The 15,553-nt window shown below is 57.3% G+C and carries 17 protein-coding genes; 11 read left to right on the top strand and 6 right to left on the bottom strand.

Going from position 1 to position 15,553, the window contains the following annotated elements; all coding sequences use genetic code 11:
* Positions 1 to 429 carry a hotdog fold thioesterase gene (locus KEHDKFFH_RS12820; protein WP_104322286.1) on the top strand — a complete coding sequence of 143 codons (429 nt, stop codon included), beginning with the start codon at positions 1 to 3 and terminating at the stop codon, positions 427 to 429.
* Positions 430 to 445: 16 nt separating this feature from the next.
* Here the strand turns inward: KEHDKFFH_RS12820 and KEHDKFFH_RS12815 are convergent, their stop codons facing one another.
* Complete coding sequence (locus KEHDKFFH_RS12815) at positions 446 to 1,399, bottom strand: sensor domain-containing diguanylate cyclase (protein ID WP_104322285.1); 954 nt, start codon at positions 1,397 to 1,399, stop codon at positions 446 to 448.
* Positions 1,400 to 1,495: 96 nt separating this feature from the next.
* Entirely contained in the window at positions 1,496 to 2,833 is a 1,338-nt protein-coding gene (locus KEHDKFFH_RS12810; protein WP_104322284.1) for a cyclic di-GMP phosphodiesterase, read from the bottom strand.
* 163 nt (positions 2,834 to 2,996) lie between these two features.
* Between KEHDKFFH_RS12810 and KEHDKFFH_RS12805 the strand changes: the two genes are divergently transcribed.
* Positions 2,997 to 3,677, top strand: a complete 681-nt coding sequence (locus KEHDKFFH_RS12805) for a hypothetical protein (RefSeq protein ID WP_104322283.1) — start codon at positions 2,997 to 2,999, stop codon at positions 3,675 to 3,677.
* On the opposite strand, the gene KEHDKFFH_RS12800 is transcribed toward KEHDKFFH_RS12805, so the two are convergent.
* On the bottom strand, positions 3,674 to 4,405 hold the full coding sequence (locus tag KEHDKFFH_RS12800) for a sulfite exporter TauE/SafE family protein (protein WP_104322282.1): 732 nt from the start codon (positions 4,403 to 4,405) through the stop codon (positions 3,674 to 3,676). The genes KEHDKFFH_RS12805 and KEHDKFFH_RS12800 overlap by 4 nt on opposite strands.
* A 97-nt stretch (positions 4,406 to 4,502) precedes the next feature.
* On the opposite strand from KEHDKFFH_RS12800, the gene KEHDKFFH_RS12795 reads away from it, so the two are divergent.
* On the top strand, positions 4,503 to 4,961 hold the full coding sequence (locus KEHDKFFH_RS12795; RefSeq protein ID WP_104322281.1) for a YchJ family protein: 459 nt from the start codon (positions 4,503 to 4,505) through the stop codon (positions 4,959 to 4,961).
* A gap of 7 nt (positions 4,962 to 4,968) precedes the next feature.
* On the opposite strand, the gene KEHDKFFH_RS12790 is transcribed toward KEHDKFFH_RS12795, so the two are convergent.
* Entirely contained in the window at positions 4,969 to 5,349 is a 381-nt protein-coding gene (locus KEHDKFFH_RS12790) for a rhodanese-like domain-containing protein (protein WP_104322280.1), read from the bottom strand.
* A gap of 94 nt (positions 5,350 to 5,443) precedes the next feature.
* Between KEHDKFFH_RS12790 and KEHDKFFH_RS12785 the strand changes: the two genes are divergently transcribed.
* Together KEHDKFFH_RS12785 and KEHDKFFH_RS12780 are read left to right on the top strand one after the other, a co-directional pair.
* Positions 5,444 to 5,653: a DUF3565 domain-containing protein gene (locus KEHDKFFH_RS12785; protein ID WP_104322279.1), complete on the top strand. Its 210-nt coding sequence runs from the start codon at positions 5,444 to 5,446 to the stop codon at positions 5,651 to 5,653.
* A 49-nt stretch (positions 5,654 to 5,702) separates the two neighbouring features.
* Positions 5,703 to 6,716, top strand: coding sequence for a DUF2235 domain-containing protein (locus KEHDKFFH_RS12780; protein ID WP_104322278.1), 1,014 nt, complete (start codon positions 5,703 to 5,705; stop codon positions 6,714 to 6,716).
* Here KEHDKFFH_RS12780 and KEHDKFFH_RS12775 read toward each other — a convergent pair.
* Both KEHDKFFH_RS12775 and KEHDKFFH_RS12770 read right to left on the bottom strand, forming a co-directional pair.
* Complete coding sequence (locus KEHDKFFH_RS12775; protein ID WP_104322277.1) at positions 6,713 to 7,087, bottom strand: thiol-disulfide oxidoreductase DCC family protein; 375 nt, start codon at positions 7,085 to 7,087, stop codon at positions 6,713 to 6,715. The two genes, KEHDKFFH_RS12780 and KEHDKFFH_RS12775, sit on opposite strands and share 4 nt — an antisense overlap.
* Positions 7,071 to 8,423, bottom strand: coding sequence for a CHAD domain-containing protein (locus KEHDKFFH_RS12770; RefSeq protein ID WP_104322276.1), 1,353 nt, complete (start codon positions 8,421 to 8,423; stop codon positions 7,071 to 7,073). The genes KEHDKFFH_RS12775 and KEHDKFFH_RS12770 overlap by 17 nt, the downstream gene beginning before the upstream one ends.
* A gap of 225 nt (positions 8,424 to 8,648) precedes the next feature.
* Between KEHDKFFH_RS12770 and KEHDKFFH_RS12765 the strand changes: the two genes are divergently transcribed.
* The 6 genes from KEHDKFFH_RS12765 to KEHDKFFH_RS12740 all read left to right on the top strand — a co-directional run bounded on the left by KEHDKFFH_RS12765 (position 8,649) and on the right by KEHDKFFH_RS12740 (position 15,426).
* The gene (locus KEHDKFFH_RS12765) at positions 8,649 to 10,325 is read left to right on the top strand and encodes a methyl-accepting chemotaxis protein (RefSeq protein WP_104322275.1); all 1,677 of its coding nucleotides are present in this window, start codon (positions 8,649 to 8,651) and stop codon (positions 10,323 to 10,325) included.
* A gap of 107 nt (positions 10,326 to 10,432) precedes the next feature.
* Positions 10,433 to 11,503 (top strand): TRAP transporter substrate-binding protein, encoded by a 1,071-nt coding sequence (locus tag KEHDKFFH_RS12760; RefSeq protein WP_192875785.1) that lies wholly within the window; start codon positions 10,433 to 10,435, stop codon positions 11,501 to 11,503.
* A gap of 141 nt (positions 11,504 to 11,644) precedes the next feature.
* A complete protein-coding gene (potA, locus tag KEHDKFFH_RS12755; protein ID WP_104322274.1) occupies positions 11,645 to 12,769 on the top strand; it encodes a spermidine/putrescine ABC transporter ATP-binding protein PotA in 1,125 nt (374 codons plus the stop codon).
* Positions 12,762 to 13,619, top strand: coding sequence for a spermidine/putrescine ABC transporter permease PotB (gene potB / locus KEHDKFFH_RS12750; protein WP_092031182.1), 858 nt, complete (start codon positions 12,762 to 12,764; stop codon positions 13,617 to 13,619). Before potA ends, potB begins: the two co-directional genes overlap by 8 nt.
* Entirely contained in the window at positions 13,619 to 14,389 is a 771-nt protein-coding gene (gene potC, locus KEHDKFFH_RS12745; protein ID WP_104322273.1) for a spermidine/putrescine ABC transporter permease PotC, read from the top strand. Before potB ends, potC begins: the two co-directional genes overlap by 1 nt.
* Positions 14,386 to 15,426 carry an extracellular solute-binding protein gene (locus tag KEHDKFFH_RS12740; RefSeq protein ID WP_104322272.1) on the top strand — a complete coding sequence of 347 codons (1,041 nt, stop codon included), beginning with the start codon at positions 14,386 to 14,388 and terminating at the stop codon, positions 15,424 to 15,426. The genes potC and KEHDKFFH_RS12740 overlap by 4 nt, the downstream gene beginning before the upstream one ends.
* The last annotated feature ends 127 nt before the right edge of the window (positions 15,427 to 15,553 follow it).

The raw sequence follows: 15,553 nt of genomic DNA, 5'->3' as shown, positions 1-15,553 counted from the left end.
ATGGCAATCTGGACCAGCACCCCGAACCTTGAACACCTTGCCAAAGCCAGTGAAAACACGGCGGTTAGCTACATGGGTATCGAGTACCTTGAGATTGGTGACGACTATGTGAAAGGTCGCATGCCCGTTGATGAACGCACGGTTCAGCCTTTTGGCATCCTTCACGGAGGCGCATCCGTCCTGCTGGCGGAAACGCTGGGTAGTATGGCGGCCAATTGCTGTCTGAAAGATCCGGAAACGGTAGCGGTTGGGCTGGATATCAACGCCAACCACATCCGTCCGGTTACCAAAGGCTGGGTGTATGGCACGGCCAGGCCCATTCACATTGGTAGTGCTACTCAGGTGTGGGAAATTCTGCTTGAGAACGAAGAAGGGAAAACCACCTGTATTTCACGGTTGACTATGGCAGTTACCAAACGGCCCGGCTAACTGGCCTCGGAGTTGCTCAAGCATCGATGCTCACCCGGCCTCTGCCGAGAGCCTTTGCGCCGTACATCGCTCTATCTGCCCGGGCAAGTGGTGTATCGAGGTGATGGTCCTCGCGGCGCAGCATCGATATGCCGAAGCTGGCTGATGGCCTGATCTGGATATCACCGTAGCGAACAGGTGTTTCGCCCATCAGTTTCAGCAGGCGCTCTGCAAGGTCTGCGGCCTGTTTAACGCCGGCTTCGGAAAGAACTATCGCAAACTCTTCCCCGCCTATGCGGGCTGCAATATCGGCTTCCCGAACGTTGTTCTTTAGCAACTGTCCGACGTACCGCAACACTTCATCGCCGGCGTCGTGACCGTGGTTGTCATTGATCTGCTTGAAATAGTCCAGATCGAACATGATGATCGCGAGGGCAGAACGATTTCTCAGGCACTGCTTTAAAAGCTGGTTGCCCAGTTCAAAGAAAGCCCGACGGTTATGCAGGCCAGTCAGATCGTCTTCAAGCGCGGCGGCCTGGGACTTCTTATGGGCCTCTTTGAGAGCCAGCTCCATTTCCTTTCGCTGAGTGATATCCGTGGCAATTTCGAGGCGGACCAGTCGGCCATCGGTCCAGGGAATTGCCTGGTCCCGGCACTGATACCAGTGTCCGTCAAGCCTGTTCTGGAACTCCCAGACATGAGGTGGCGAGGGGTTGCCCTTATGATCTGTCAGCAGGTGATTGGTGCAAAAGTCGCACGGGCTATTGTTGTTTTGAAGCACTTCCCAGCACTTTCTGCCATCGATCGAACCCCAGATTCTCCGGCCGTAGGCATTCATATAAAGGAGCTCATACGTCTCGAAGTCAGAGACGTAAACCAGGGCATCCAGATTGTCGAGAATGGCCCTGAGTCCCTCGGCGGGAATGACCTCTTCGGGGTCAGCTTCTGCCGGCGAGTCGGGAATAGTGATAAAGGGGATGCCGGAGTCCATGTCTTGTTGTGCCGGAGTTTGTTTGGCAAGCAGTATAGCAGGGCATCCCGGGTTAGAAAGTAACAGGCTGTCCCTTTCAGGTTGCGTCAGGGCTACTTATGTGGCGTCAGGGCTGCGGCTCGGCGTTGTGACAATCAGCCCCTGATCGACAAACTCCTGAAGCACGATGTCGTAGGTTCCGTCAGGGACTTCCCGGGCGATGCGATAGATGTCACCGGAAGCATCCTCAGGGCTGACCTTCAGGTCGACCGTCCGATAGGGGGTCATCAGGCTTTTATCGGCCTCTCTGACCAGCAGAACGGAGGGCTTCAGTTTATGCTCTGGCCGGCTCTCCACAACGATACCGACCTCGCCATTGACCATCTCAACAATCGAGCCCGGCGGGTATACGCCAATCATCTGAATGAAGGCATCCGCCAGTTCCTCATCGAACTGGGTACCCCGGTGCTTGTGGATGATCTCCAGGGCCTGCATGGAGGCCCGGCCCTTGTCGTAGACCCGGTTACTGGTAATGGCGTCGTAGGTATCTACCAGGCCGATGATCTTGGCAAAGTATGGAATCTGCTGGGCGTTCAGGCCCCGGGGATAGCCGGAGCCATCCATCCTCTCGTGATGGCTGAACGCCACATCCACGGCGGTGTTCAGGGAATGGCTCGTTCCCATCAGAATGGTGCGCCCGTGGGTGGTGTGGTGGCGCATGACATCGAATTCTTTTGGTGTCAGCGCTCCCGGCTTGTTGAGGATCTCATCGGGAATCCGGGTCTTGCCAACATCGTGGAGCAGGCCACACAGGGCCAGATTGCGGATCTCTCCCTCAAGCAAGCCCAGGTGCTTGCCAAAGGCGGCGGCCAGGATGGACACGTTGATACAGTGCTCGGCGGTGTACTCATCCTGGTGTTTGATCTTGGTAAGCAACAACAGGGCGTTCTCGTTCCGGAGTACACTCTCCACGCAGTGGTTAACCACTGTGCGGGCGTTGTTCAGGTCCAGCGTGCGCCCGACCCTCAAGCCAGACATAATGGATTTGGCGGTTTTTTGAGCCTCTTCGAAGCGTATGACCGCGGTTTCCATCTCCCGGCCGGCATCGACCTTGTTGATGTACCTGACTCGCTTTCGGGGCGGTACCGGTTTATGAGTATCCTGGACAGGTTCGGGAGCCTGTTTTCTGCGGAACAGTCCCATCAGGCCGGAAAACTTCCGACCGTTGCCGTTCTCATGCTTTGGCAGCGGTGCCCCATCGATACGGCCTTCAATGAAGACGAAATCGCACTGTGCCCGCAGTGCGTCGATCTCTGCCTGATCACGAATAACAAACCCCTGAATCAGAAAGTCCGTATCTTCCCAGGGGCGATCCAGACGGATGACGTGCATGCCGATGGCAAGTTCCGAGACGTCGATCTGGCTTTCAACAATTTCCTGATGCGGTGCGCTCATATTCTGATTCCTGATCCCTGGAGCACTATCTTGAGGCAAAAACCTGCCGACAGGATGGACCGGATTGCAAAATCTGGTCAAATAATGTTCATTCAATGCGTTGCTGACCGGTTTTGCCGGTGTTGTGTTTCCGGGCCTGGAGTCTCTCAGGGGGATTCTTCCAATGACTGATCATCGTTCCTTTCATCTCTGGTGGCTCGCACTGGCTGCGGCTCTTGTCCCGCTGTTAACGATCCATCTGACCTTTACAGTCTCGGTACTGGAAGGGCATGTCGAGCTGTGCAATCCATACTGGGACAGCTGCTCCAGCATCAGTCGGACCGGCCGCCACGGTACTTCCTATTTCATTTTCAAGGGCACTATGCTGCCGGCGGCCTTGCTGGGAATCCTGTTCTGGTGGCTAAACGGGCGGTGGCTGCGCCAGCTCGGCGTTCATTCCACCGGCGTTGCCTGGGTCCCGTGGCTGGGCCTGGTGGCCAGTGTCTCGCTCGGTGCCTATACCCTGGCGCTGGGCCATGCCGGTGACGGGTTCAATCTGATCCGCCGTATTGGCGTGGTTCTGTATTTCTCGCTCACCTTCATCTGTGAGCTGCTGGTCAGTTCCGGATTGCGCAGTCATCCATTGTGGAAGCACACGGGCATGAGGCTGCTGAATCTTTGCCAGTTGATCCTTGCCATCGGAATTCTCTCAGTGATCCTGAATGGCGTGGCCCCGGAATTCTACAGCCGCAAGGACGATGCGTTCGAGTGGATCCTCGCGTTCCTGATCAATGCCCACGCGCTCTGGCTGGCATTCCTGTGGCGCAAGAACCGCTTCCGGGTAAGGCTCTGGGCAGATTCCTAAAGCGAGAGCAGGCCGCGAATGAGGGCGGCGGTTCCGGCGATGGCTGCAATAGCCAGAATCACCGGGCGAAGCCCTTCAAAGGGCATGCGATGGACGAGTTTGCCGGAGAGCCAGAAGCCCAGGAAGACGCCGGGAAAGGTAACTGCGAACAGGAACAGCTCTCGGGTGCCCAGGTAGCCCGAGGCAAACAGACCTGACAGGCTCAGGACACTGGCTGCCAAAAAGAACGCGGACATGTTTGCCCTGACCAGCGGCCCCTTTTCATTCTGGTAGATCAACGCGATCGGCGGTCCACCCACCGCGGTAATTGCGCCCATATAGGTCGAGGCGGCTCCGGCCATTACACTGTTCCGGGCGTTCAGCGCAGGTTTTAGTCCACCAATACTGAGCGCTACCCCAGCGAGAATGAGCACACCGAAGATCAGCTCGAAGCCTTTGGTGGAGATGACCAGCAGTGTCAGAGCTGCCAGAATTGCGCCGGCAACGCCGCCAACGATGGCAAAGCGCACTTCCCGGACCTGCAACGCGCCACGATTTCGTATCAGCATGAAGACAGTGAGCAGAGTGGCGTTCAGGATCAACGGTCCGGGGACTAATACCGGGCTGATCAGAAACAGCAACGGCGCGGCCAGCGTGCCAATGCCGTAGCCGGCCACGCCTTGCAGACAGGCTCCGGCAAGAATGGCAAGGTTGGCCAGAAGAATCTGTAACAGCGATACATCCGTCAAAGGGAATCACCAAAAGTGGGTAAAGAAGGCCGGAGCAACACCGGTTGGATATTGATACACTGCCGGTCAACGAGCATAGTCGAAAAGATTGTCCCCGATGACACAACAGTCTGAAAATGGAAGCTGTCCTTGTGGCAGCGGTAAATCTTACGCTGATTGCTGCCAGCCCTTCCATCAGGGCGAACCTGCGCCATCGCCGGAGGCGCTGATGCGATCCCGTTACGCGGCGTTCGTTCTCGATCTTCCGGAGTACCTGCGAACCACCTGGCACCCGAGCGCGCGGCCGGAGACGCTCAGTCTGGCAGACTCCCCTGACTGGACCTCTTTGCAGATCCTGAGCTCTCATGAGTCAGGTGAGAGTGGGACAGTTCATTTCCGTGCGCTCTACCACCTGGGCAAGGGCTGGGGATTTCTCGAGGAAAACTCCGATTTCGTTCGGGAGCAGGGTCGCTGGTATTACCTTCGGGGCGATACCAGCGAGGGCCAGCTCAAGCCCGGTCGTAACGACCCCTGTCCCTGTGGCAGCGGCAGGAAGTACAAGGCCTGCTGCCTCTAGATGCCCATTACTCGAAGGATGGCAGTTCTGGCTTGGCCACAGGTTTGTTCGCTTCCTGCCAGGCATCAAACCCGCCGGCAATGGACTGCACATGCATATAGCCCATTTCCTTCAGGGCTTTGGCGCTCAGTGCCGCCCGTCCGGACGTCTTGCAGTAACACACGATCTTCATGTCGCGGCTCTCGAACGCCGGATCGTTGGTAAACTTGAACTCCAGCAGACCACGGGAGATATTCACGGCACCCGGTATATGACCGGCCCGGTACTCATCCGCATCACGCACATCCAGCAGAAGATCGGCGTTCTTGATGGCATCGTCCGCCTGATCAAGGGGCACTTCCTGAATGTCTTTCCTGGCGGCTTCTACAAGATCGTGGGCAGTTTTCATGGCTGAACTCCTCAAACTGGTGGAATAAGGTTATATCTCAGGATAAGGGTTTGGGCCGCCTGGCGTCACCCCGCATATGTACGAAGGAGGTCAAATGAAACAGCCCATCACCGGTTATCACAAGGACGAAGAAAGCCACTGGGTGGCCCAGCTAGCGTGTGGGCACAATCAGCATGTGCGGCACACGCCACCCTGGGTGAACCGGCCATGGGTTACGACGGAAGAGGGACGGGAATCCATGCTCGGGTTTGAGCTTGATTGCCGGAAATGTGAGGAGGGCGCGCCGCCGGATGACCGGCCCTGAGCTATACTGTGGTTAAAATCTGACCACATGCTTGGCAAAGGAGTCTGCCATGGTGAAGCGCCTCGTCGTGTGTGCTGACGGCACATGGAATCGTCCCGAAGAAGATCTGCAGAAAGATGTCCCCACCAATGTACTGAGAGTCGCCAGGGCCATACGTCCCATCGGCTCTGATGGCCGGCCCCAGCATGTGTTCTATGACTGGGGAATTGGCTCCTACCATAATGCGGTGGTTGGCGGCGTGACCGGTCAGGGCATCCATAAGAACATCATGGATGCCTACCGCTATATTGTTCAGAACTTTACACCCGGCACCGACATTTACCTGTTTGGATTCAGTCGCGGCGCCTACACCGTTCGCTCCCTGTGCGGGCTGATCAACAACTGCGGGATCCTCAAGCGGCCCGATGCCCGGCTGATTCAGCAGGCTTTCGATCACTATAAAAAAACCGGTGCCGCCTGGGCGCCTTCGGGCGCCCGGTCGGTGGAATTCCGCAAAGCGCATAGTCATGAGTCCCGGGAAATACGGTTCGTGGGAGCCTGGGATACGGTGGGCGCCCTGGGTGTGCCCTTTTCATTGATGGGCCTGTTTGATCGCAAGGATGAGTTCTACGACACCAAGCTGGGAAGCAACGTACGCATTGCCCGCCACGCCCTCGCCATTGACGAGCGTCGGGAGGACTTTGAACCCACCCTCTGGGAGCCCCGGAGCGGGCTGGATCTTGAACAGGTGTGGTTTGCGGGCTCCCACAGTGATATTGGCGGAGGCTACGCGGCGGACGATCAGGGGTTGTTTGCCTCGGATATCGCCCTTGACTGGATGGTGAGTCAGGCCAGGAACGCCGGGCTTGATCTGGAAGAGCACCTGCCAGGGGGGATCAGTCCGAGTGCGCGGGCCAGGCTGCACAACTCACGCCGACATATTTTCCGGTTCTCGAAACCGCTGGTCCGAAACCTGAAACCGAAAAACATTGAAACGACGATTCACGCTTCGGTGGCAGAACGCTGGCGGCTGGATGCCGACTACCGTCCACCCAATCTGGAAACTATCGGTTTTCCCGGCTAGGCCGCTTTGTTGTTACCAATGGCACAGGCGTACTTGCGCTCATACCGCTTGTCTGCCCATTTGCCGTAGATACGCGAGGCGATCTGGTGGATGCCGGGCCACAGCAGGGGCTTGAACAGAAAGCCAAAGGGCGTGTGGGACCAGGCGCGAACGTTGGCAGGCAGGCCGATGACCCACTCTCCAGTCCAGGTCATCAGATGCAGCCGTTTGAGCAGGGCTTCGTGGCCCGGCAGATTGCTGCTGCCGTCATGCTGTTCGTGAATGTCCGCAAAAATCAGATTGCCACGCTGCAGTTTGCGAAGGGTGCGGATCTCTTTGGCACACAGGGGGCATTGTCCGTCGTAGAACAGCGTGTCATAGCGGGGCTCCATCGAGTCCTCCAAGGGTCAGAATCTGTTTCCGGGCGTCCGCCTTGCGCTCTTCCAGGGTTTCCAGAATGCCGCCCAGAGCGGCGGGCAAAACCTCCGGGGCTGCCTTGCGGAACTGGTCAAGCAACTCGATCTGGACATGCAGATCCTGAAAATGGCCGTAAAGTTGCTGCCGTGCCTTGAGCGTTTTCAGCTGGGGCTTCCAGGTTCTGGCGTCCAGCTCCATCAGGTAACGGATTCGTTTGAGTTGCTTGCGCAGCCGATGAATATCCTCGTCTGGTGAGGTATGCATCAGCTCGGCAGTCAGTTTGTTGAACTCCTTGATACGACGTTCCACTGCCTTTCGGATGTCTTTTGCCCTCAGCGTTCCAGCCAACTTCTGGAACTTCCGGGAGTCGATGAGATTCAGCCAGTGTTCCATGCTGTCGTGATAGCGCTTGCTCTGCAGGCGCTTTACCAGTTTTTTGTGGCGGTTGGCAGCTTCCCGTTCGAACCAGATCTGCAGGGCTGCCCGGATTTCCGAGTTGTCGCCACACAACTCGGGCAGGTCCTGGAGGAACACGTGCAGATCGCGTAACGGTCCTGTGGCTCGGGCATGCCGTTTCAGGGTTTTGACCGCCTTTGCCAGTGCCTTGTCACCGGTGACTTCCTGGACCGATTCGGCAATGGCCCGGCTGCGGCGAATGGCAATCCGGTACTGATGCAGGAATTCGTCATCGAGGCCAAGTACAACGCCCCGTTCAAGTTGTCTCAGCCGGTTATGTTGGTGGTGAAGGGCCTTGGGGATGTCCTTTGCCGGGTCGTCCCCCGTGGTTCTGGCTTTCTTTTTCAGTTTCCGTTCGAAGTGGGCGTAGCTGTAATCCTGTGGCGTCATCAGCGCCACCAGTTTGCCCTTGCCGCGACCAATCTGGTGCCAGTTTTTGATCGAAAGCCGGATGTGGATGAAGCTGGCGGTCGGTAGCTGTTCCGGAGGTTGTTTCAACAGCCACTGGGCCAGTTCCAGCAAGGCGGGATTGTGACCTACAAGGGTAACCCGGGAGTCGTCTCCCCGCGCTTCCAGCCAGGCTGTCAGCCGTCGGTAGTCGAATGTGTAAAGCTCACTTCGGGTGTGCCATTGCCCGGGCATGATATTTTCCGGTCGTGCGCCTTCAAGGGTCGCCAGGGCTCGGGTGGCGTCACTGCAGTAAACTTCGCCCTCGAAGGCGCCGACGGCCTTCAGGGCTTTGCCCAGCGGTGCCAGTTGGCTTTCACCCCGGGCGTTGAGGGGTCGCTCACGGTCGCAGAGAGACTCGTCAGCCCAACTGGATTTGGCATGGCGTACCAGAAACAGGTGCTTCATTGGCCTACCTTCGTAGTGGTCCTTTAGTCTAACGCTTGCTCAAGACATTTAGGTTACTGCCGTTACTCTACTTATCTGAAAACATTGGCGGAAGATCCGTTTATCCATAGAGCGGCACAGGCGATGAGCCGTTTGCTGAAATCTCTCTTAACAAACTGGAACAGATCACCTGAGTGGGTCTGTGGATAATCCGCATCAACAGCTATTCTCTTGGAGTCCGGTACGATGAATGTTCTGAGTCGCTTAAAAATACGAAGTCGCCTGCTTGTGGCCGTAATGGTCCCGGTTCTGATTACGGCGGCAACTCTTGCCTGGATCACCGCCAATCAGATTCAGGCAAACGGCGAAGCTGAACTTGAACGCCTTGAGAGTAGTCTCCTGGAAGCGCGCAAGGCTGGTCTGCAGAACCTGGTTGATGCCGCCAAAGCGGTGGTGCTGGAGGCCAAGAATGATCCGTCCTTGAGCGAAGAGGAAGCGAAGGAGGCAGCAGCAGCGCGTTTGCGCACGATCCGTTTTGATGAAACCAACTATGTGTTTGCCTACACCCGTGATGTCTACAACCTGGCCTATGCTCCCGATCCTTCCAAAGAAGGGCCAACCAATAATCCGACTCTGAAACGTCTGGTGGGGGATCTATTTGCGGCGGCCGAGGAGGATGGTTTTTACGGCTATGACTGGATGAACCCGGCTTCCGGCAATGAAGAACCCAAGATGTCCTACTCTACCCTCATCCCCGACTGGGACTGGATGATAGGTGCTGGTGTCTACATTACTGATATTGATCGGCAGGTGGCCGCCGCCCGTGAGAAAATCGAGGCCGGTATGGCCGAAACTCTGGGTTTTATCCTGCTGGTCACAGTCCTGGTTGTCGCGATTGCCCTGGTGATTGGCATCTTCGTTGGTCGTAGCGTGACCCGGCCGTTAAAGAGCGTCAGCAACATGATGCAGGAAATTGCCGACGGCGAAGGTGACCTGCGCCAGCGTCTGCCGGACGAGGGTAATGACGAGCTGGCTGAGCTGGGCCGGCGCTTTAACGCCTTCGTGGTCAAGATCCAGGACACCATGCGTGAGGTTGGCGCGACTACGGATCAAGTGGCGTCCGCCGCCGAAGAACTGAGCCGGGTAGCCAATGAAACCCGGGCTTCGGTCCAGGAGCAGGGCTCCGAGACTGACCAGATTGCCTCTGCGATCAATGAAATGGCCGCGACCATCCAGCAGATTTCCGGCAATGCCAACGAGGTTGAAAGTTCAGCCTCAGACGCCGACCGCATGGCCCGCGAGGGTGGCGAAACCATTAGCAGTGCCCAGGGCGCGGTAAACAAACTGTCCGAGGAAATCGAGGATACGGCCAGGAGCATCAACGCTCTGGCGGAGAAATCCGACGAGATCCAGCAAGTACTGGATGTCATTCATGCCGTGACCGAACAGACCAATCTGCTGGCCCTCAATGCGGCGATCGAAGCCGCCCGGGCCGGCGAGCATGGTCGTGGTTTCTCGGTGGTTGCCGATGAAGTGCGTCAGCTCGCGAAGCGCAGCGCCGAGTCCGCCGATCAGATTCGCACCATGATTGACGGCTTTGTGACTGAATCCAAGGCATCGGTTGAGCGGATGAACAAATCACGCAACCGCTCAACGGAAACCGTCGAAAGGATTAACCATGCAACCAGCGCACTGCGAACCATCGAGACCTCCGTTGGCAAGATTCACGATCAGGTGACGCAGATCGCAACAGCCTCAGAGCAACAAAGCCAGGTGGCCGAAGAGATCAACCAGAACGTCGTGCGGATCGTTGATGCGGCCCAACGTAGTGATACCGGCGTAACCCAGACCAACGAAGCCAGCCATGAACTGGCGCGCCTGGGTGAGAACCTTCGGGATCTGGTCGGGCAGTTCAAGGTCTGATCCCGCTTCATGGTGTTCTGCCGATTGGCGGAACACCATGAGGAAGCTATGATGGTTGCGCGACAGAAATACCTGTTTTCATACCAACAATAATGGAAGCCAACACAATGACAATCCGGAAAACACTGCTTGCGGCCGCGGCCGCTGCGGCTACTGTGTTCAGCACCTCTTCGGTAGCCGAGGAGAACTATACCTTGCGCCTTGCGCAAACCTGGGGACCCAACTCTCCGGTACTGGGAGAGACGGTTCAGCATATGGCGGACATGGCGGAAACCATGTCGGATGGCCGGCTGCAGATCCGCATTGATCCGTCCAACAAGCACAAGGCGCCGTTCGGGATCTTTGATCTGGTGCGCAACGGCCAGTACGACATGGGGCATACCGCGTCCTACTACTACAAGGGCACCATCCCCAACGCCATGTACTTCACCACCATCCCGTTCGGGCTGATTGCACCTGAAATGTACGCCTGGTTCTACCACGGTGAAGGCATGGAGCTGATGCAGAAGGTGTATGAGCCCTACGGCATGCTGTCCTTCCCGGGTGGTAATACCGGCAACCAGATGGGCGGCTGGTTCCGCGAGGAAATCAACTCGCTGGAAGACCTGAAGGGCCTGAAGATGCGTACTCCGGGCTTTGCCGGCGAGGTGATGTCCGAGCTGGGGGTTGCGGTTACCAATCTGCCACCGGGTGAGCTGTATACCGCTCTTGAACGCAACACGATTGATGCGGTTGAGTGGGTCGGCCCTGCACTGGACTTCCAGATGGGCTTCCATCAGATCGCCAAATACTACTATTCGGGCTGGCAGGAGCCAGGTGCCGAGGTTCAGTTCCTGATCAACAAGAAAACCTGGGAGAGCCTCCCCAAAGACCTCCAGGAAATTCTCCGTGTCGCCATGCGAACTGCCGCCTATGACATGTACATCCAGAGCACCCATCAAAGCGGCGTGGCCTGGGATCGCATGAAGGAAGACTACCCGGATGTCACCCACAAGGTGTTCCCGCCGGAAGTCATTGATGCCCTGCGCAGCACCACCAACCGGCTGCTGGCCGAAGCCGCTGAGAAGGACCCGCTGGCAAAAGAAATCATCGAGTCCCAGCGTGACTACCTCAAGCAGGTTCGTCAGTGGACCAACATTTCAGACAAGGCCTACCTGAACAGTGTGGCCGAAGACTGAATTCTGACGATGCGTTCCAGCCTGTCGGAGGCTTGAACGCGCTGCCAGACACAGGGGCATCGGGGCTGAATTACCCCGGCGCCCCTTTTTGTTTGCGTCGGTTTCTGGAAAAATAGGCCGCTCATTCTTTGGGCAGCGCCGATGAAACAGACACTGCTATCCCTGAGCAATCTCTCCAAGCAATTCAGTGGCAAAACGGTGCTCGACGGTCTGGATCTTGAGATCTACGACGGCGAGTTCATTACCCTGCTGGGGCCCTCCGGTTGCGGTAAAACCACACTGCTGCGCCTGATGGCAGGTTTCGAGCATCCGGATGAGGGCACCATCACCCTGGCGGGAGAAGATCTCACCCACACCGCTCCGGAAAATCGTCCCCTGAATACCGTATTCCAGCATTACGCGCTGTTCCCCCACATGTCGGTGTTCGACAACGTGGCCTATGGCCTGAAAATGGAAAAGCGCCCGAAGGACGAGATTCGCCAGCGTGTTGATGAGGCACTGGCCATGGTTCAGTTGCAGGATTTCGCCCGTCGTAAGCCACATCAGCTGTCCGGCGGCCAGCAGCAGCGGGTTGCTATCGCCCGGGCGGTGGTCAAACGGCCGCGGCTGCTACTGCTGGATGAACCGCTCTCGGCCCTGGATTACAAGCTACGCCGCACCATGCAGGTTGAGCTGAAGCGCCTGCAACGGGAGCTTGGCATCACCTTTGTGTTCGTGACCCACGATCAGGAAGAGGCGCTGTCGATGTCGGATCGGGTGGTGGTACTCAAGGATGGCCTGGTTCAGCAACTGGGAACGCCCCGGGAGGTCTACGAGCGACCGGCCAACCTGTTTACCGCCCGGTTTGTTGGCGAGACCAATTTTTTCCCGGGCACGGTGGAAACGGTCGACGACGATTCCATCACCGTGGATGTTTTCGGCCTCAAGCGAACACTGCGTCGTCCGGACTTCGCGGTAAGCGGGGGCCAGCCCCTCAACGTGCTGCTTCGCCCTGAAGATATCAGAGTTTTGGACCCCGCTGACGAACAGGGTGTAGCGGGCAAGATTGTCGAGCGTAACTACAAAGGAAGTACCCTGGATTCGGTGATTCATCTTGCCGACGGTACCGAAGTGCTGGCCAGCGAGTTTTTTGACGAGGACGATCCGGCATTCGATTACCGTCTGGGCGAGCCGGTCAAGGTCAGCTGGGTGGACGGCTGGGAATGGTTGTTGCCAGGGGAAACCGGCGAAGCCTTACCCGAAGAGGACGTGTCGGCCGATGCATAGCGTTATGCAGCAGCCGTTCAAGACTGCCGTTCTGATTCTGGTCTGGGGCTGGCTTCTGTTTCTGGTATTGGCACCGAACCTGTTGGTGGTAGGTGCCAGTGTCATGACCCGGGACCCGGTCTCGTTCCTGTCCCTGCCCCTGAATCTGGATGCCTATCGCCAGCTGTTTGACCCGCTGTATCTGGAGGTTTTCCTGCACTCCCTGTACATGGCGGCGATGACCACGCTGGTGTGCCTGCTGATTGGCTATCCGTTTGCCTGGGCGCTCTCCAAGGTTGGCAAACAGCGCCAGCTGATACTGATTTTCCTGCTGATTGTGCCTTTCTGGACCAACTCTCTGGTGCGCACCTACGCCCTGAAGCTGATCCTGGCCACCAACGGATTGCTTAACAGCGCCCTGATGTCGATCGGGCTGATCGATGAGCCCCTGCAGCTGCTCTACACCGAGGGCGCCGTGATCATTGGTCTGGTGTATCTGCTGCTACCGTTCATGATCCTGCCATTGTATTCGGTGTTCGAGGATCTGAAGCAGGAACTGCTGCTGGCTTCCCACGATCTGGGCGCGGGTCGGCTGTCCACCTTTATCCACGTGATTGTCCCGCTCACCCTGCCGGGAGTTCTGGCCGGCGTTATGCTGGTCTTGCTGCCAGCCATGGGACTTTTCTTTGTGCCGGATATTCTTGGCGGTTCCCGCAATCTGCTGGTGGGTAACGTGATCAAGAACCAGTTCCTTGATGCCCGCAACTGGCCTTTCGGCGCTGCGGCCAGCATCGTGCTGACTGTGACCATGGCGTTCCTCATGTTCGCGCACCGCCTGAGTAAACGGCGAATTGGCGAGGAGGGTGCGTGATGACACGATGGCTGCCCCGCACCTATCTGACCCTGGTGTACATCCTGCTCTATGTGCCGATCGTGGTGCTGGTGGTGTTCTCGTTCAATGAATCCCGAACCGGGTATGCCTGGGGCGGGCTCAGCCTGCGCTGGTACGAGGCGCTTTTTAATAACCGGGCCATGGTCAATGCCATGTGGAATTCTCTCTGGCTGGCGTTGTCTGCCGCCACCATATCCACGGTGATCGGCGCCCTGACCGCCCTGGCTCTTCACCGATACCGGTTCCGGGGCAAAAAGCTGCTCAACGGCATGCTGTTTGTGGTGATGATGTCGCCGGAAATTGTCCTGGCCATTTCGTTGCTGGCCCTGTTCCTGCTGGTAGGGCTGCAGCTTGGTTATGTATCGCTGCTACTGGCTCACGTTACCTTCTGTCTGCCCTTCGTGGTGATCACGGTGATGGCCCGGTTGAGCGGCTTTGATGAGAGTTTGCCCGAGGCCGCCCGGGATCTCGGTGCCTCTGACTTCACGATGACCCGCACCGTGCTGATCCCGGTGATCATGCCGGCGTTACTGGCAGGCTGGCTGCTAGGGTTTACACTGTCTCTCGATGATGTGGTGGTCAGCACTTTTGTGGGTGGTCCGAGCTATGAAATTCTGCCTCTGCGCATCTACTCCATGGTGCGTGTGGGCCTGAAACCCGAGGTGAATGCCCTGGGCACACTGTTGCTGGTGTTTTCACTGGTTATGCTGATGTTGTCTCAATGGATTCTGATAAGGAGCAAACGATGAAGAAACTGGCACTGGCCGGCTTGCTGGCAGTGGGATTGACGGGGTGTAGTTCCGAGGAGCCCCAGGTTCTCAACCTCTATAACTGGTCCGAATACATGCCTCAGGAAGTGCTTGACCGCTTCACCGAGGAAACCGGCATTCAGGTGGTCTATACCACCTACGACAGTAACGAAGCCATGTATGCCCGTCTGAAGCTGCTGGATGACAGCGCAGCCTATGACCTGGCGGTGCCGTCTACTTATTACGTCAGCAAGATGCGCCAGGAAGACCTGCTGCTGCCAATCGATCGCAGCAAGATCGAGGGCTTTGACAACCTGGACACGGAGCTGGTGAACCTGGATATCGATCCGGAGAACAAATTCTCCGTGCCCTATCTTTGGGGTACCACTGGCCTTGCGGTGGACACCGCAGATATCGAAGGTGAGCCTGTCACCGCCTGGGAAGACCTGTGGGAAGACCGCTTCGATGGCCGGGTGATGCTCACCAACGACATGCGGGAAGTCTTCCACGTTGGCCTGCGGGTACTGGGTTACTCTGGCAACAGCACCAATCCGGATGAAATCGAGGCGGCCTATGAAAAGCTCTCCGAGCTGATGCCTTCGGTTCGCACCTTCAACTCCGATGCGCCCCGCATGCCCTATCTGGAAGGCGAGACCGATGTCGGCATGATCTGGAACGGCGAAGCGGTTATGGGCAAAGACACCATGGAGTCGCTCGAGTACGTCTATCCGGAGGAAGGCATCATTGCCTGGCTGGACAGCTTCGTGATTCCGAAGAACGCCAAGAATCCGGAAGCGGCCCACCAGTTCATCAGTTTCGTACTGCAGCCTGAAATCTCCGCCCTGATCAGCGAGGAGATCGGTTACGCCACTCCAAATCTGGCGGCCCGGGACCTGCTGCCGGACGAAGTCGCGAATAACCGGGCAAGCTATCCGAACGCCACCGACATGATCAATGCCGAGTTCCAGACCGACATTGGCGACGACGCCCTTCAGATTTATGCCAAGTACTGGGAAATGCTGAAGTCCGGGCGTTAAGCGCGTCGATACGTCATTGCACGACAGAAAACGGAGGCTGCGGCCTCCGTTTTTTTGCGCCGGGTTTCACAAAACTGCAATACATGGTCTATAACTTCCTGATAACAAATGGTTAGCAAACTTCTGG

The organism is Marinobacter maroccanus (genome assembly GCF_002933275.1).
Taxonomy (GTDB): Bacteria; Pseudomonadota; Gammaproteobacteria; order Pseudomonadales; family Oleiphilaceae; genus Marinobacter; species Marinobacter maroccanus.
Note: the sequence above shows the minus strand (reverse complement) of the source record. Positions and strands in the feature narration are given on the sequence as shown.

Bases quoted from the DNA above. Each gene is read 5' to 3' on its own strand.
- KEHDKFFH_RS12820 (WP_104322286.1), top strand. From the start codon at position 1: ATGGCAATCTGGACCAGCACCCCGAACCTTGAACACCTTGCCAAAGCC.
- KEHDKFFH_RS12815 (WP_104322285.1), bottom strand. From the start codon at position 1,399: ATGGACTCCGGCATCCCCTTTATCACTATTCCCGACTCGCCGGCAGAA.
- KEHDKFFH_RS12810 (WP_104322284.1), bottom strand. From the start codon at position 2,833: ATGAGCGCACCGCATCAGGAAATTGTTGAAAGCCAGATCGACGTCTCG.
- KEHDKFFH_RS12805 (WP_104322283.1), top strand. From the start codon at position 2,997: ATGACTGATCATCGTTCCTTTCATCTCTGGTGGCTCGCACTGGCTGCG.
- KEHDKFFH_RS12795 (WP_104322281.1), top strand. From the start codon at position 4,503: ATGACACAACAGTCTGAAAATGGAAGCTGTCCTTGTGGCAGCGGTAAA.
- KEHDKFFH_RS12790 (WP_104322280.1), bottom strand. From the start codon at position 5,349: ATGAAAACTGCCCACGATCTTGTAGAAGCCGCCAGGAAAGACATTCAG.
- KEHDKFFH_RS12785 (WP_104322279.1), top strand. From the start codon at position 5,444: ATGAAACAGCCCATCACCGGTTATCACAAGGACGAAGAAAGCCACTGG.
- KEHDKFFH_RS12780 (WP_104322278.1), top strand. From the start codon at position 5,703: ATGGTGAAGCGCCTCGTCGTGTGTGCTGACGGCACATGGAATCGTCCC.
- KEHDKFFH_RS12775 (WP_104322277.1), bottom strand. From the start codon at position 7,087: ATGGAGCCCCGCTATGACACGCTGTTCTACGACGGACAATGCCCCCTG.
- KEHDKFFH_RS12770 (WP_104322276.1), bottom strand. From the start codon at position 8,423: ATGAAGCACCTGTTTCTGGTACGCCATGCCAAATCCAGTTGGGCTGAC.
- KEHDKFFH_RS12765 (WP_104322275.1), top strand. From the start codon at position 8,649: ATGAATGTTCTGAGTCGCTTAAAAATACGAAGTCGCCTGCTTGTGGCC.
- KEHDKFFH_RS12760 (WP_192875785.1), top strand. From the start codon at position 10,433: ATGACAATCCGGAAAACACTGCTTGCGGCCGCGGCCGCTGCGGCTACT.
- potA (WP_104322274.1), top strand. From the start codon at position 11,645: ATGAAACAGACACTGCTATCCCTGAGCAATCTCTCCAAGCAATTCAGT.
- potB (WP_092031182.1), top strand. From the start codon at position 12,762: ATGCATAGCGTTATGCAGCAGCCGTTCAAGACTGCCGTTCTGATTCTG.
- potC (WP_104322273.1), top strand. From the start codon at position 13,619: ATGACACGATGGCTGCCCCGCACCTATCTGACCCTGGTGTACATCCTG.
- KEHDKFFH_RS12740 (WP_104322272.1), top strand. From the start codon at position 14,386: ATGAAGAAACTGGCACTGGCCGGCTTGCTGGCAGTGGGATTGACGGGG.